We start from the raw sequence: 14360 nt of genomic DNA, 5'->3' as shown, positions 1-14360 counted from the left end.
CTCATTCGAGACCTTGAGCTTCAGCCCTGCATCAGCCTGCGCGCTTTCTGCGGGAACTTATGGAAGTCCTCAATGGTTATCGCCCAATTCCGCGAAAGCCTCCAAACCAACCAGCGTTCGGCCTCATCAGTAGAAACACTCCCCGGCATCGACATTGAACGACCGGCCGGTAATGTGTCCGGCGTCGAGGGAAATCAGGAGAGCAGCTGCGCCGGCAATTTCTTCGGAGGTAGCGACATGCCTGAGCGTATCCGCTCTTGCTCACGCTTCCTGCGCCGCGCTTGCCACTAACTCAGGAAATCTACTGACCGAGGTATCGCTGCGCGTCGAGCGCCGCCATGCAACCGGTTCCTGCACTCGTGATCGCTTGACGGTAGACACGGTCCTGAACATCCCCGGCCGCAAACACTCCCGGAACGCTGGTCATGGTCGCGAAGGGGTCGCGCCCGCCGCCAGTCAGTATGTAGCCGTCGCGCATCTCGAGTTGCCCCTTGAAGATGTCGGTATTGGGGCTGTGCCCGATGGCGATGAAGCAGCCCTGCAACGCGATTTCCTTGGTGGCGCCGTCTTTGGCGCCCTTCAATCGAACGCCAGTCACACCGGACTCGTCGCCCAGCACCTCTTCTAGCGAGTACCACAGATGCAGTTCGATGTTGCCTTTTTCGACCTTCTCCATCAGCTTGTCGACCAGAATTGGCTCCGCACGGAAGCTGTCGCGGCGGTGGATCAGGTGGACCCGTGAGGCGATATTCGACAGATACAACGCTTCCTCTACCGCCGTGTTTCCCCCGCCGACCACACACACGGTCTGCCCCCGGTAGAAGAAGCCGTCGCACGTCGCGCAGCCGCTTACGCCGCGCCCCAGGAACCTCTCCTCCGACGGCAGACCAAGGTACTTAGCACTTGCGCCGGTCGCTACAATGAGCGCGTCGCACGTGTAGTGCCCGACATCTCCCTTTAGCTTGAACGGTTGAGACCACAGATCGACCTCGTTAATGTGGTCGGCCACGATACGCGTGTTGAAGCGCTCAGCGTGCCGTTGAAACCGCTGCATCAGCTCGGGCCCCATGACACCGTCGACATCGGCCGGCCAGTTGTCCACGTCAGTCGTGGTCATCAGTTGGCCGCCTTGCGCAAGGCCTGCCACGACCATGGGCTGCAAATTGGCGCGGGCAGCATAAATGGCAGCGCTGTACCCGGCGGGACCGGATCCTAGGATCAACACGGTCGCGTGAAATGTGGGATTCGAAGACATGAATGACCAATTGGGTTAACGTTGATATCGGGAGTAATGCGATGGGACCGGTTGAAGTCGTGCCACCGGAGTCGTGGACGAACCCCGGCTGCGGCTAGATCATGCAGGCATCAGCGCCGCATCCCAGCTCCTTGTTGGCCTCATACAGCAAATCGTCCAGTGCGCGCGGCACCACGATTTCTCGACCGATGACATGTCGTGCGATCGCCTGAAGCCAGAACGCATGCGTTGGATGGCCCCCGCCCGCAACGGTCAGAATGATGTTCTCGGGCTTGGCCGCGATCGGCCAGGGATCAAGCGCTACGCTTTCGCGACCCAGGCGATCCCCGCTAATTTCGAACCACGGAATGCTGCCGTTGCGACGAAGGACCTCTTGAGGAATCTTCGAGTGCTCCCAGAGAAACTGGCGGGTTTTCTCCTTGGTCCACCCGGCCTTTGCCAGATAGCCGGCAACCACCTTAGTCAACAGGACGGCGCCCGGGGTGCCGTCTCCATAGCCGATTGCGTAGTGAACGCTGGGCGCTGCGAGAAATCCCGCCATGCGGTGCAGCCCCTGCACCACATCCTCCTCAAGCGTCTCCTCCTTTGCACCGCGCCGCACGATGTTGGTCGCGCCGCTAGCCCAGAAGAAGGAGATCGAGTTGGTACCGGGAGTGAACCCATGACGCTCTGTGCCATGGGGAAGCCATCCTTCCGGCAGGCCATCCTCATCCTCCGCAAACACCGCGTTGGTGTATCGCATGGCCCCCCATGGCGCCATAGCGCCCGATCCGGGTTGGGCACCCCCAAGATTCTGTTGCAGCTGGCGCAAAGCGCGCCCGATGGCCGCGCCAGCGGGGTGCTGGGAGTCCGGCCCCAGGCAGCCGAATCCGGAATTCAGACGAATCTGCTTTGCGATTGGCCCGTTGACGATGACTACCGGGAAGGTCCCAGTAGAAGTTGCCTGCATCTGCTCACCGTTCGATCTGGAATCAAGGATTGCTTCGACTGCAGAAATGAGCACAGACAGATACTCCGGTCTGCCACCCGCCATGGCCAATGCAACGGCGCACGCCTCCACAGTGGCAAGCCCGCCGCGCGGTGGGAACTTGCCGAGCAGGTGATCCCGCGGCAGATCGGTTCCGCGTAGGATCCAGTCGACACGCCCGCGCGTCGCCGGCCAAAGTGGCAATCCGTCGCCCCAGCGGTTGATGAGAAACAGATGGTTGGCCTTGGCGACCGCGTCCTCATAGTCGCGACCGTCAACCGCAACCATCCCGCCCTCTGCGTCATCGAGCGCCTGCCGGGTCCACGAGGTCAGCCCCGCGTAGATTTCGTGACGGCGAGCCGAGATGGGTGTCAGGTCGGAATCCGGCGTGAAGAGCTCGAGCGGGAAAGTCACCATCGAAAGATCGGCGGGAAGTCCCAGCCCCGACACGGCATTCCGGACAACATTCACAAATTCCTCGCGTATGATGGTCACCGTCGGAATGCCGCTCGCCTCCAGCCGACCAGCGGCGACGCCGCAGGCGGTAGAGCAGGCGCCACACGCTGCGTTGCCGACGATGACGGCATCCACTCCGCTGTTCTTGATCGCTTCTATCGTGGCGTCCTGGGCAATGAAGTCCGTTCCCTCAGGAAATGCGTCGAGCGGAAGAACCTCAATACCAGGAATGTCTGCCTCGAGATGTGCCTTCAACAGAGGAAATGACCGAAACGACTGCCAATCCCCGTTCGATAAGAAGCCGATGCGCTTGTTCGACAAGGAAGATAGCCGGGCAGCATGGCAAAACGTGATTTCCGTTTTTCCGGCCGGGTTGTGGAATTCCAGTTTCATAACCAATCCTTCTAAAAATGGGTCACCCTCAGGGGAGAAGCAGCCGAAACGCCAAAGGCGGAAATCGGCTATCTCCCCGCTCATGACGCTGAGACGCCTCGACATAGAGACTGTGACGCAAACCCTTGGGGCAATCCAATACTGTCTTGGACTAGATGGCTATCAGAATTACTAATGGCCCGCGTCGATCAGGCGGCAGCGTAGGCGACCATTCCCGACCAGAACGCCGACCACGTCGACGATCGCATCGCGTACCGCCGCGACCGCCGGCGTCAACGAGCGCCCCCCCTGCCAGACTAGGGCGTGGACGCGGCTCAACTCGGGCGCCACGATGGGACGCCCGGCCACTGCCTTGGCCGCTGCGGCGTCCACACAGCCGCTGTCGGGCATGATCGCGTATGCCAGTCCCTCCTTAACCACGGCGATGATCAGCGCCGCGCTGTTCATCTCGTAGCGCACATCGAGTTCCAGCTTCGCGGCGCTGGCCGTACGTTCTATGACCTTGCGCAGGTCATGTGCCCGGCCGGGTGCAACCAGTGGATAGCGGGCAACCTCGGCAAAGGTGATCTGCTCCGGTTCGTCGGTCATTGCGTCGTAGGCACCGAAGAGCATGAAGCACTCCTCGAACAACGGAAGCGACTCTATCCCCTCGAGTTCCACCGCACCCGGCATCAGTGCCAGGTCTGCGCGGCCAGAATGGACCTTCATCTGCGCTTCGAAAGAAGGGCCATAGGTGACGCTCAGCTCGATATCGGGGTACTGCGTCGAGATCTTGCGCAGTATCGGCGCGATCAGCACACTGGTCATGGATGGTGCGAGGCACAGGCGCACGCGCCCTGAAGGACGCGCATCGCGTCCCGCGACTTGATCCTTTAAGGCGTCGAGGCCACTGAGGAGTTCCATCGCGCGCTCGTATAGACGATGTCCGGCGGGCGAGAGATCGACCCCCTTGGCGTGGCGCTCTAACAGCTTGACGCCGAACTCGGCTTCCAGGGCCGCGATGTTCTGGCTCAGGGCCGGTTGGGCGACGGCGAGGCGCTCGGCTGCACGCGAGAAGCTGCGGCGACTCGCGATCTCGACAAAGTACCGCAGCTGGCGTAGCGTCATTCGCAGCGGCGGGCTGGAGGCATTCAGCATCTGCTTGTATCCGTCTGGCGAAGCATTCTGAGCATGCGCAATATTCTTGAAGCCGAATCTTTGAGATTTGATCAAGAACGATGGGGAAAGCCGGAGAGCTCCCCTCAGGGACCGTGCAGGCACGCCCCCGAGAGAAGATGTCGCCTTTATTGTGTCCAGCAATGAAGGAGAGGACTGCCGGAAGTCAGTTGGGTATCACGCTCAAGCGTTGGTGCCACTGGTGGGCCGATACCTTCCCGGCCCGACCGGAGATCAAACGCCACGCAGCCATCGATGCCAGCAGCACGCCGATTCGCAGACACCGCGACTGGCGCGAACGCAATGACATCATCCAATTCCTACCCCCGATCGAAGCGCTGCTCTCTGTCCGTGGATGTCGAGGCCGCCCCTGCGCAACTCAGCCGCCCGTGACTATGGCAGTCATCGTCGCCCGCCTCCTGCCGCCGGCATCCCGGCTTCGCTCGCTCAGTGTGGCCAGCCCCACGGCAGCGGACTTGGTAAAGCCCGCCGGGCTGTATAGCGAACCTATTCCTGGCTTCACTCACTCGGACGCCTGCGCGTCCTCTTCGAGCGTCGCGCCGACATTCGAGAATGTTTTCCTCAAACTTGCTTGCTACCCCTCTGGTGGCCCAAGCCGCAGCGCGGGGAGGCTTCATTCTGAAACGGGCACCCGGCAAGCACACTCCAATGCATGCCGAACATGATCGGCACGGACCGGCACCTAAGTCCAAGCAATGGTGCCGGGTGCCAATGCGTTCAGCCAATCAGTTCAACCAGTTCCCGCACGTGCTTGACGTCGCGGAAATGGCGTAGCACCTGGGTGCAGCTCTCGATGTTTGACGGCGAGATGCCGGCGAGAGGACACAAGGTCTTGAACTTCCCTTCCACATCGGCCCATTCGATTCCATTGACTGCAGAACCGCGCGGGGCATAGACCGTGCTCGTAAAGTTGCGGCCGTCACGCGTTTTCAAGGTCACCGTGGCACCTTGCTTGTAGCGCTCGACGTTTTCCGTCGGCGGCTCACCCACCTCCACCAAGTCGAGCAGCCCGCGGATCGCCGGGTCCATGATCCTTTCCGGCGAGGCGTGCGCCCAGGTGAATTCTCGGTCGGCTGCGCCCGCAGCAGCGAAATAGTAAGGGCTGTGCGCCACGCCGATTAGGTCGGTGGGGTGGCGTGGGCCTTTGATTTGGCGAGCATTTGGCCGCGAACAGATGATGGCCGCGATTTCGCTGGCCGGCACATCTGCCATGCGTGCCGCGTTCGCAGCGGCTTCCCCGATGGCATGGTAGGGATGGCCGCCCGGGACCAGTTTGATTGCCATGTCGGTAAGAATCTTCCAATCGTCTCCCAGCCCGTGCGTGACTTCGGCCACTCGGCCCGAGACGTGGGCGTCCTGCCCATACGCGAAGAAGAAGCCCCTCGGATGCTCCAGGACAGCTTCCTCCGCCTTGTATCCGAGGCCGGCCAGCTGGGCGGCCTCGACGCCCAGCATCGCCGCCAGCCCTGCGTGATGCTCGCGCGCCGTGCTGGTATTGGCCGCCGCCAGCAGGCCGGCGTTGGAAGTCGCCGCCAGCGCCAGCGCGTGCGTCATCTGCTCTGCATCGAGCTTGAGCAGCAGCCCTGCCGCCACCGCCCCGCCGAAGATGGTGATCATGCAACCGTGGAAGCCCTTCTCCCAAATGAGGCCGGGCACCACACCGGTGTTGATGCGCCCGGCGGCCTCATAGCCGAGAGCAATGGCGGTCAGCACATCCCTTCCGTTGGCGCCCGTCTTCTCGGCCACGGCGATTGCAGCCGCTGCGAGCGTGGTGCCTGGATGGGTGATGTTGCGCAGATCGCTGTCGTCGGAGGCGGCCGCATCGCTCATGAGGGCGTTGATACGAGCTGCCGACGCCACCGGCAGCCGCGGGGCGCCACCAAACCACGCGCAAGCCTCCCCCGCACCGCCGCGCTGGACCAGCATGCTGCGCACGATCCGGGAGGACTCCAGTGTGGACCCCATAGCTGCACTTGCCACGGTGCTGGAAATCAGCATGGCGGCGTAGTCGATGGCTTTGACGGGGATCTCCTCGTAGCGCGTACGAGTAAGAAATTGCGCGAGCTCGCCCGCTACGGTCATGATCGCTCCTCCAGGGTGATGTGATGTGATGGCGCGCAGCCAAACTGCCTGGCGCCGGATGAGCTGGATTTCAGCTTGGTCTGTGCAAACGCAGGGCTGCTTGTGGCCCGCGGCATCAGGCCGCATGCCGCAATCAACTGTCTTCTCTTCGGGCTCATTGGCTTTCTCTGGTGGATTGCATCGTAGATTGCTTTGGAAAAACCTACTTCTTGACGAAAGCAGCCCTGGTGCCACCGTCGACGGGCAACACGGTGCCGTTCACGTACTTGGCTGCATCGCTCAAGTAGAACAGCACTACGTCGGCCACATCGTCGGGCTGGGCGACGCGGCCCAGAGGCGAGTCGCCTGAAGGTTTGTAGCTTGACGTGACACTCCGGTTCGCCAACCCTTCCACCATGGGAGTGGCCACCGTTCCCGGAGCGACCGCGTTCACGATAACGCCGGTGGGACCCAGTTCCACAGCAAGGATCCCTGTGAGGACATGAACCGCAGCCTTGGTCGCAGAATAGAAACCGGACCCCGCTTTCGGCCGGATGCCCCCAACCGACCCAACGATCACAACGCGCGATGGTGCGGCGACGCTCGCGTCCTTGCGCAGAAGGGGGAGCGCCTCGCGCACGCAAAGCCACGGCCCTTTCATGTTCACCCCGATCATGAGGTCCACTTCCTCGAGCGCCTGTTCCTCCAGCGATCCGATGCGGATGACACCGGCAGAACAGATCAGGGCGTCGAGCTTGTCGCTCGCCTGGCGGATGCTCTCGAACGCGGTTTTCACGCTGTCCGGTCTGGAAACATCGCACTTCTGATAGCGAAACCGGCTACCCGCAGCGAGAGTCCGGGCGTGCTCGGCGAGAGCTTCTTCCGAAACGTCGATTGACCAGACCGTCCAGTCTTCGGCGAGCAGGCGTTCCACCGTGCGTCGGCCGATGCCCGACGCTCCTCCAGTCACAACAGCTGTTCTGGACACGAAATTCCTCCGTTCGGTTCTAGATGGCCAACCTGTAGGTGTGTGCCGCCGTCTGGCTGAATAGGCTCTCCCTTTCTTCGGGAGAGTAATGCTGCGTCATCTTCTTGAAGGCGTTCCACAGGACGTGGTAATTGCACATTCCGCGGTCGACGGGGAAGTTGCTTTCGAACATGCAGCGGGTGGGACCGAAGCTGTCGATGCAAGCCTCCACGTAGGGCTTCCATTTCTCGACCAGGAGGTCGGATGACGGTGGCGTGGGCAGCTTGTTGAAGTGGAACCCGCCGTAGCGCATCGCAAGGCCTCCCAGTTTGATGACTGCATTTGGGCACTGCCCCAGCGCCTCGATCTTCTTGCGCCAGACGCCGAAGACGGCGTCCCGCTGGCCGGCATAAGGTCCGATACCCACCGGACCGCCCGCGTGGTTGATAACCACTTTCAGGCCGGGGAACGAGCGGCAGACATCCAATGCTTCGTCAAGCTGAGTGAAGAAGACCCACAGGTCCAGGGATAGGCTCAGTTTGTCAATGCAGGCGATTGCCTCGCGTGCTTGCTTCTGCATCAGGAGGTGCGGCTTGATGTCGAGGGCCCTTACCTCGGGACTTTCGTGCCAGGCCGCGGTCGGCCGGATCCCCCGGAACCTGCCTCCTCCGGCGCGGAGGTGCGCCTCGAGCACTGGCTCCACCTGGCTCCCCAGCATGAGGTCGGTTGTTCCGATGATTCCGGCGCACACATTCGTCGGGCCATAGGCTCCACTGGCGCTCTGCGCGGCAACGCCGCTGATGAACTCGGTCTCGCCAACCGGCCGCATCTCCTCGGGCCCATCCGCACGGTACATCGAATGGCACTGCACGTGGACGCTGGCGACGATCCGGTGGCCGGACTGGAAATCCGCCAGCACCTCGTCGAAGAGGTAGCGGTTCCCCGGCATGTCCCAGACATGGTGGTGCGGATCGACGATTTTCAGCTCGGGCTCAACGATCTCCTCCTTCCGCGTGGCCAGCCATTCCGGATTGACGCCCAAGTGCGCCTTGATAGCCGCACGTATGGAATCGTCGGACATGGTGAAAGTCTCCTCAGTCCGCTAGCCAGCGGACCATTTCGCTTCAATCAAGTTGCACATTGGCCGCTGCGACCCGCGCCCTCTGCTTGTCTCGGTCCGCCGCCAGAAACCGCGCGAACTCCGAGGGGGTATCCCCGATCCCCACGAACCCGAACGGATCCATATTACGCGCGACGAAGTCCGGGTCCTTCAGCAATGCAGCGACGTCGTGCGCAATCATGTTGGCAACATCGGGCGGCATCTTGGCGGGACCGACCAGAGCAAACATGAAGGTAACGACGGGGTCCTTGTAGCCTAGTTCTGCGAGCGTGGGTACGTCTGGCAGAGCACGCAACCGCGTGGCTCCGGAAGTGGCTAAGGCGCGCATGCGGCCATCCTTGACGAACGCGGAAACCGCCGATACCGGCGCGACGGTGAAATCCACGTTGCCGGCCAGCAAGTCCTGCAGCCTCGCCGCGGCTCCCTTGTAGGGAACGTGCAAGAACTGCAGATTGCCTGCCATGGTCGCGAACCACTGCACCGCGAGATGTGCGGGCGCACCGGCGCCACCGGATCCGTAGGAGATCTTGCCTGGTTGCGCCTTCGCTGCAGCCACTAGCTGCCGCATAGTCTGAAAGGCGCTGTCTTTTCTGACGACATACAAGAAGCCGCCCTCGGCAATACGCGTAATCGGCGTGAAATCCTTCGTGGGATCGTATGGAAGCTTGGAGAACAGGAACGGATTGGTTTGCAGGGCGCCCTCGGTAGCGAGCAAGAGGGTGTAGCCGTCTGGCCTCGATTGCGCTACGCGCGTCGCGCCGATGATTTCCGCTGCGCCGGGCTGATTGTCGACGATAACCGGCTGCTTCCACTTCGCCGCAAGCTTCTCCGCAAGCTTCCTGGCCACGATATCCCCGGCGCCCGAACCAGCCGGGTAGGGGACAACGAGGCGGACCGGTTGCTTGGGCCACTCCTGTGCCACCACCGGGTGGGTGGCTCCGAGAAGCGTTAGGGAAAAGGCAGCGAAAGCCAGCTTCGCCCCAAGACCTCCATTGGCCGCAATATGCATCGCTGTCTCCTCTAATTGCCTGCGTGATAAGCAGAACTTGATGCATGACAATAGAAGCGCGGCATCTGGCCCGCAATGCACCGGGTCAGCAAGGTCCTTCCCAAAATTCGCAAAGAATGTCGTGTCCCAGCCAGTGAATCGTATGCGGCGCCCTCCCCTGCCTACTTCCAGCGGCATGGCGTCCCGGGAGCCCATGGGAGTAGCGTCGGCACAATCGCATGCTGTTCACTGCGCATTCTTACGAGACCGTGTGGGGATGGCCAGCCCTCGGAGATCGAAGTCCAAGGGACTGTCCGTTCGAGCAAAGGTCTGGTGCCGCTTTCCGCGACCATGTCCGGGCCCAGACTGATCGTGGTACCCGAATGGATCGTACGCTTACCCGTTGCGCCGGGTGCGCTGGTGTGAGGGTGTTCGGCGATCACCGTGAGCCCCACGGCGGGTGGCGCTGAGCTATACGCGGTATAGCCCCTGCAGCCGGGGGCCTTCCAACGTACGTGTCTTCGTCGGCTTTCTGGTCGCCCTGTTCCGCGGCCCGGAAGCCTTGACCGAAGCGAGCGCACTACCGCCCTCTGGCGCCGACACGTAGCGCCAGCCTGCCCTCGGCACCGCTGGCGACCGGGCCTTGGACGAACGGGTGCTTCCCGTCGCGAGAAAAACACCTTGCAGCCGAAACGGGATACGCAGGTCCGTGACGATTCGTGGTATTGACTTCGCAACTCGGCAATCGCGGTGATGCCCCAAGATGCCGATGCAAGCCCACTAGAAGACTGATGCTGCGGACTTGCTATGGACGACGTCAGACGAATTCACCGGCTTCGGTCGCGCGCGCCCCGAAAATCGGGCTTTCGCTTCTCGCGGAACGCGCGCGCGCCTTCCTTCGACTCCTCGGTCTGGTAGAACAACGCAAGCGCCTCAATGCCTGCGTTGCTGATGCCGCGGATGTTGTCGCTGTCAGCATTGAACGAGCGCTTCGCGATGGCCACGGCCGTTGGGCTCTTCTCGAGCAGTTCCGCGCACCAAGCGTCCACTGTGGCGTCCAACTCCTCATGGCGCACGACTATGTTTACCAGGCCCATTTCTTCCGCTTGCGCAGCCGTGTAGCGGCGGCAGAAGTACCAAAGTTCGCGCGCCTTCTTCTCGCCCACGATCCGCGCAAGGTATGCCGTTCCCCAACCGGGATCCACCGAGCCAACTTTTGGCCCCACCTGTCCAAAGATCGCCTTCTCGGACGCAATAGTGATATCGCAGAGCGTGCACAGGACGTTACCGCCTCCGATGGCGTATCCCTGCACCCGCGCGATCACAGGCACACGGCAGTCACGGATCGCCGCATGCAACTCCTCGATGGGGAGTCCAACGAGACCGCGGCCAGTATATTTTCCCTCATGAGAACTCTGGTCTCCCCCGGTGCAGAACGCTCGCTCGCCGGCGCCGGCGAGCACGACCACGCCGACCTCCGGATCACTGTCTGCGTCTCTAAGTGCAAGGATCATCTCCTCAACGGTTTCAGCACGGAAGGCATTCATCACTTTCTCGCGATTGATCGTGATGCGGGCAATGCCAGTGTGCTTCGAATAGAGGATGTCGTTGAATTCCATGTAAGCCTCTTGGGTAATCTGATGATGTGATGCGAAGGGAGCCAATCCCTGACATAGCAGTAGCGAGGTGCGGGCCGGAACGGCGGCCCCAAGCTCCCTCCTGCGAAATCAGGCATCTTTCTCGGGTATGAAATAGAAATCGGCAATCGTCCGGATTTCCGCGAGGAAGCGGGCGGAGACCCTAGTCCCGCGCGCGAAGTGCCCAGACTTCGAAACGACGAATGCCTTCATGCAGGTGTCAGAGCCATCCGGCTTCACGAGCGCGGACGCCACCTGCGCATCGAGCGCTTTCAAATGGGCCGGGGCTTCAGGCAGCACGATGCTCGTCAGGATCTCTCCTCCCCCGCTCAATTCGAGCGGGGTCGCCTCCTCATAACACTTCGAGCAGATCGGACGCAATGGCAGCCAGACAAATCCGCACTGCACGCATCGGCTCGCGATCAACTGCCCCTGTTCGAGACCGCGGAAGAAGGGGGACTGACCGCCGTAGCTGAGGCGGTAGTGATAGACATCGGTCAGCTCGACTTCGAAGTGTTCCCCGTTGCTCATGATGCCCCCAGAACGATGGTGCAACTTTGAGAAATGCCAGGCCCCCCGATCGCGGAGAATATGGCCCGTCCTTTGTTGATCGGCACCTGTGTGCCCCCTGCCTGACCTCGCAACTGCCGGGTGACTTCCCCAATGCGCGAGATTCCGGAGCATCCCGCAACGTGCCCACAGCCGATCATGCCGCCTGAGGGATTGACGGGCATCGGACCCGCCATCTCCGTGAAGCCTTCGTCGATCAGGCGGCCTCCTTCGCCAGGCTTGCACAAGCCAAGCTCTGCGTAGCTCATCAGCTCGACCCCCGTCAGAAGATCATGTGTCTCGATGAAGTCGAGTTCCTTCAGGGGATCCTTGATACCGGCCATTGCATAGGCGCGTTCGGCTGACTTCTGCTGGCACATGATCCTTCCGAGGTTATCGAAGTCGGGCATGTAGCTGCGCTCGTTGGCCGCCCCTACTCCATCGATCCAGATGGGGTTTCGACAGATTTCGCGGGCCCGATCCTCGGATGCCAGTATCAGGGCGGCCGCGCCCTCGCTGTACAGGCAGCAGTCGTACAGCTTCAAGGGCCCCGCGACGCGCCGCGACTGCATCACGTCCTCCATTGTGAGTGCGATGCCGCTCTGCGCGAGTGGATTGGACAAGGCATTGCGATGATTCTTGATCGACACCTTTGCCATCTGCTCTTCGGTCGGTGAACCGAAGCGGTCCATGTGCGCCTGCACCGCAAAGCCGAAATTTGCCGCCGCTAGCGGTTCAACCGGAACTTCCCAGTTGGTATCCAGATCCAGCATGATGGCTTTGAGGAATGCCGAGGAGCGCTTCTGCTGCACCGGGTCCCAAAGATCCATGCCTTTGCCCGAGCCCACCACGAGAGTGACCTCCGACATGCCAGAGAGGATTTCGATCATGCCCTGGCGCACGGCCATTGCCCCGGTGACCGCGCCGGCGCTCACATGGACGGAGGATTTTCCGGCCATACCGATATAGTCCTGCATGGTGGTGCTCGGACAGCACTGCCTGACCCAAGCCACCATCAGGTCCGACAGACCCCACACGACGTGGTCCACGTCGCGTGACGTGATGCCTGCATCCTGCAGGGCGGCCTTCGTGACGTCGAGCGCCAGCTCGTAGTAAGTCTTGTCCGCGTAGCGCACCTTCCAAGGGATAAGTCCCACACCCACGATTCCAACTTTCAAGATGAATCTCCTGTGAATTCAATGACGTCGACGCTCACCGCGCGGCGCCGCATGCCAGCAACGCTCCGTAGCCTTCGACGCTGCCCTCCAATCCGCTTGCCCGCATAAGCTTCCACAATGTGGCCGTCGTCGAGGTAATGACTGGCCGGCCCAGCTCCTTCTCAAGCAGACTGACGACGTCCTGCGAGTTCATGTTGAGACAGCTGATCAGCAAGGCGTCAGAGCTTGGACGCCATGCCCTGCGTCCCAGCTCGTAGATCTCCTCGGGGGTCGGGCACGCCAGTGAAAAGCCGTCGCCGATGCCGAGATGCGCGGCGCCATCTACCCGAAATCCCAGCTCCGCAAAGAAGCGTTGCTCTGCCAGATCGATTGCCTCGGTGTAGGGGGACGCGATGGACAACCGCCGCACGCCGAGTTGGTGTAGCGCTTCGGTGATCGCACCGACCGCGGTGAAGCTGGGGCAGCCGGTGATGCCCTCGAGCTCCATCTGCAGCTTCTTGTCGTAGGTCGGCCCTTGCACGATGCTCGATGCCGTACAGCAGTAGGCCACTGCGTGAGGACGGCAGCTCGCGATGCGACGCGCAGCGGCCATGCCCTCCTCGCGATCCATGCGCTTCAGCGATTCGGGCGTCACGTTGTCGGCCAATAGCATCCGTGTCGCGTGGAGTGCCGTTGAGTCGGGCAACACACGCCCGAGCCAGGGCTCCACGACGGTGTTGACGCTCGGGACGATCACCGCGAGACGCACCCGGGCGGGCGGTGCCGGCTGCCGTTGTCCCGAACGAGACAATGCCGCGTCGTAGCCTGGGATGGTGGCAGCGGGCATGGCGGTCATGCTCCGTCAGCACATCGTCAGGCCGCCGCTTACGCTGACCGCCTGGCCGGTGATGAACGACGCTTCGGTCGAAGCCAAGAACACGGCGGTGGCGGCGACTTCTTCTGGCCGGGCGAGACGACGCAGCGCCGTCGCGCGGACCATCGCGTTGCCGATCTTGCCGCCGAACTCGTCGTTGCGCACCAGGTCGTTCCACAGCTCGGTTTCCGTGGGCCCCGGGCATACGACATTGACGAGCACCTTGTGCCGGGCATACTCCCGGGCGATCGATTTGGCGAACGCGATGATGCCGCCTCGGCAGGCCGCGGAAACGGCCTCGCCACTCGTGCCCACCTTCCCTGAATCGGAGCCGACCAGGACGATCTGCCCTCCCCCGTTGTTGATCAGGTGCGGCAGCACGGCACGGATGCTCGTCATGACGCTGCGCAGCTCGATGTCGATGGTCATGTCCATCAACTCCTCAGGTGTTTCGAGGAACGGCTTGATCCTGAGCGCCGTGCCGACCGTGCTCAGGAATACGTCCAGCTTTCCAAAGCATTCGACGGTCTGGGCGACGATGGCTTCGACGTCGGCGCCCTTAGTCAGGTCACCACGAACGAGCAGGACCCGGTCGGGCCCGAAGCGGTCCGCCAGCTCGCTTAGCCCGCGTGGGCTGGTACGGTAGTGCAACGCGACCTTCGCGCCCCGTTCCAGAAGCAACCTTGAGACTTCCAAACCGATACCACCTGAAGCGCCGGCTACCAGCACGACGCGCTGCGAAAAATTCCCTGACATTTCC

At 62.0% G+C, this 14360-nt stretch carries 13 protein-coding genes; 1 reads left to right on the top strand and 12 read right to left on the bottom strand.

Annotation, left to right across the window (positions count from 1 at the left end; genetic code table 11):
• Nucleotides 1-72: 72 nt before the first annotated feature.
• Nucleotides 73-291: a hypothetical protein gene (locus AC3FKH_RS33245; protein WP_488679857.1), complete on the top strand. Its 219-nt coding sequence runs from the start codon at nucleotides 73-75 to the stop codon at nucleotides 289-291.
• A 10-nt stretch (nucleotides 292-301) separates the two neighbouring features.
• On the opposite strand, the gene trxB is transcribed toward AC3FKH_RS33245, so the two are convergent.
• The 12 genes from trxB to AC3FKH_RS33185 form a co-directional block, all read right to left on the bottom strand.
• Entirely contained in the window at nucleotides 302-1255 is a 954-nt protein-coding gene (gene trxB, locus AC3FKH_RS33240) for a thioredoxin-disulfide reductase (RefSeq protein ID WP_488679856.1), read from the bottom strand.
• A 94-nt stretch (nucleotides 1256-1349) separates the two neighbouring features.
• Nucleotides 1350-3071, bottom strand: coding sequence for a UGSC family (seleno)protein (locus tag AC3FKH_RS33235; RefSeq protein WP_488679854.1), 1722 nt, complete (start codon nucleotides 3069-3071; stop codon nucleotides 1350-1352).
• Between the two features lie 171 nt (nucleotides 3072-3242).
• Nucleotides 3243-4208, bottom strand: coding sequence for a LysR family transcriptional regulator (locus tag AC3FKH_RS33230; protein ID WP_488679853.1), 966 nt, complete (start codon nucleotides 4206-4208; stop codon nucleotides 3243-3245).
• Between the two features lie 756 nt (nucleotides 4209-4964).
• Complete coding sequence (locus AC3FKH_RS33225) at nucleotides 4965-6329, bottom strand: MmgE/PrpD family protein (protein ID WP_488679852.1); 1365 nt, start codon at nucleotides 6327-6329, stop codon at nucleotides 4965-4967.
• Between the two features lie 202 nt (nucleotides 6330-6531).
• Nucleotides 6532-7278 carry an SDR family NAD(P)-dependent oxidoreductase gene (locus AC3FKH_RS33220; protein ID WP_488679872.1) on the bottom strand — a complete coding sequence of 249 codons (747 nt, stop codon included), beginning with the start codon at nucleotides 7276-7278 and terminating at the stop codon, nucleotides 6532-6534.
• A gap of 37 nt (nucleotides 7279-7315) precedes the next feature.
• Nucleotides 7316-8356 (bottom strand): amidohydrolase family protein, encoded by a 1041-nt coding sequence (locus AC3FKH_RS33215; protein WP_488679851.1) that lies wholly within the window; start codon nucleotides 8354-8356, stop codon nucleotides 7316-7318.
• 43 nt (nucleotides 8357-8399) lie between these two features.
• Nucleotides 8400-9404, bottom strand: a complete 1005-nt coding sequence (locus tag AC3FKH_RS33210) for a Bug family tripartite tricarboxylate transporter substrate binding protein (RefSeq protein ID WP_488679850.1) — start codon at nucleotides 9402-9404, stop codon at nucleotides 8400-8402.
• Nucleotides 9405-10210: 806 nt separating this feature from the next.
• Nucleotides 10211-11002: an enoyl-CoA hydratase-related protein gene (locus tag AC3FKH_RS33205; protein WP_488679849.1), complete on the bottom strand. Its 792-nt coding sequence runs from the start codon at nucleotides 11000-11002 to the stop codon at nucleotides 10211-10213.
• Between the two features lie 108 nt (nucleotides 11003-11110).
• The gene (locus AC3FKH_RS33200) at nucleotides 11111-11551 is read right to left on the bottom strand and encodes a Zn-ribbon domain-containing OB-fold protein (protein WP_488679848.1); all 441 of its coding nucleotides are present in this window, start codon (nucleotides 11549-11551) and stop codon (nucleotides 11111-11113) included.
• Nucleotides 11548-12747, bottom strand: coding sequence for a thiolase family protein (locus tag AC3FKH_RS33195; protein WP_488679846.1), 1200 nt, complete (start codon nucleotides 12745-12747; stop codon nucleotides 11548-11550). The genes AC3FKH_RS33200 and AC3FKH_RS33195 overlap by 4 nt, the downstream gene beginning before the upstream one ends.
• A 34-nt stretch (nucleotides 12748-12781) precedes the next feature.
• Nucleotides 12782-13582 (bottom strand): maleate cis-trans isomerase family protein, encoded by an 801-nt coding sequence (locus AC3FKH_RS33190; protein ID WP_488679844.1) that lies wholly within the window; start codon nucleotides 13580-13582, stop codon nucleotides 12782-12784.
• A 6-nt stretch (nucleotides 13583-13588) separates the two neighbouring features.
• Nucleotides 13589-14356 (bottom strand): SDR family NAD(P)-dependent oxidoreductase, encoded by a 768-nt coding sequence (locus tag AC3FKH_RS33185; protein WP_488679843.1) that lies wholly within the window; start codon nucleotides 14354-14356, stop codon nucleotides 13589-13591.
• Nucleotides 14357-14360 lie beyond the last annotated feature (4 nt).

The organism is Cupriavidus sp. 21MJTG02-4 (genome assembly GCF_057798975.1).
The sequence above is the reverse complement of the archived record's forward strand: the minus strand, read 5'-3'. Positions and strand labels throughout refer to the sequence as shown.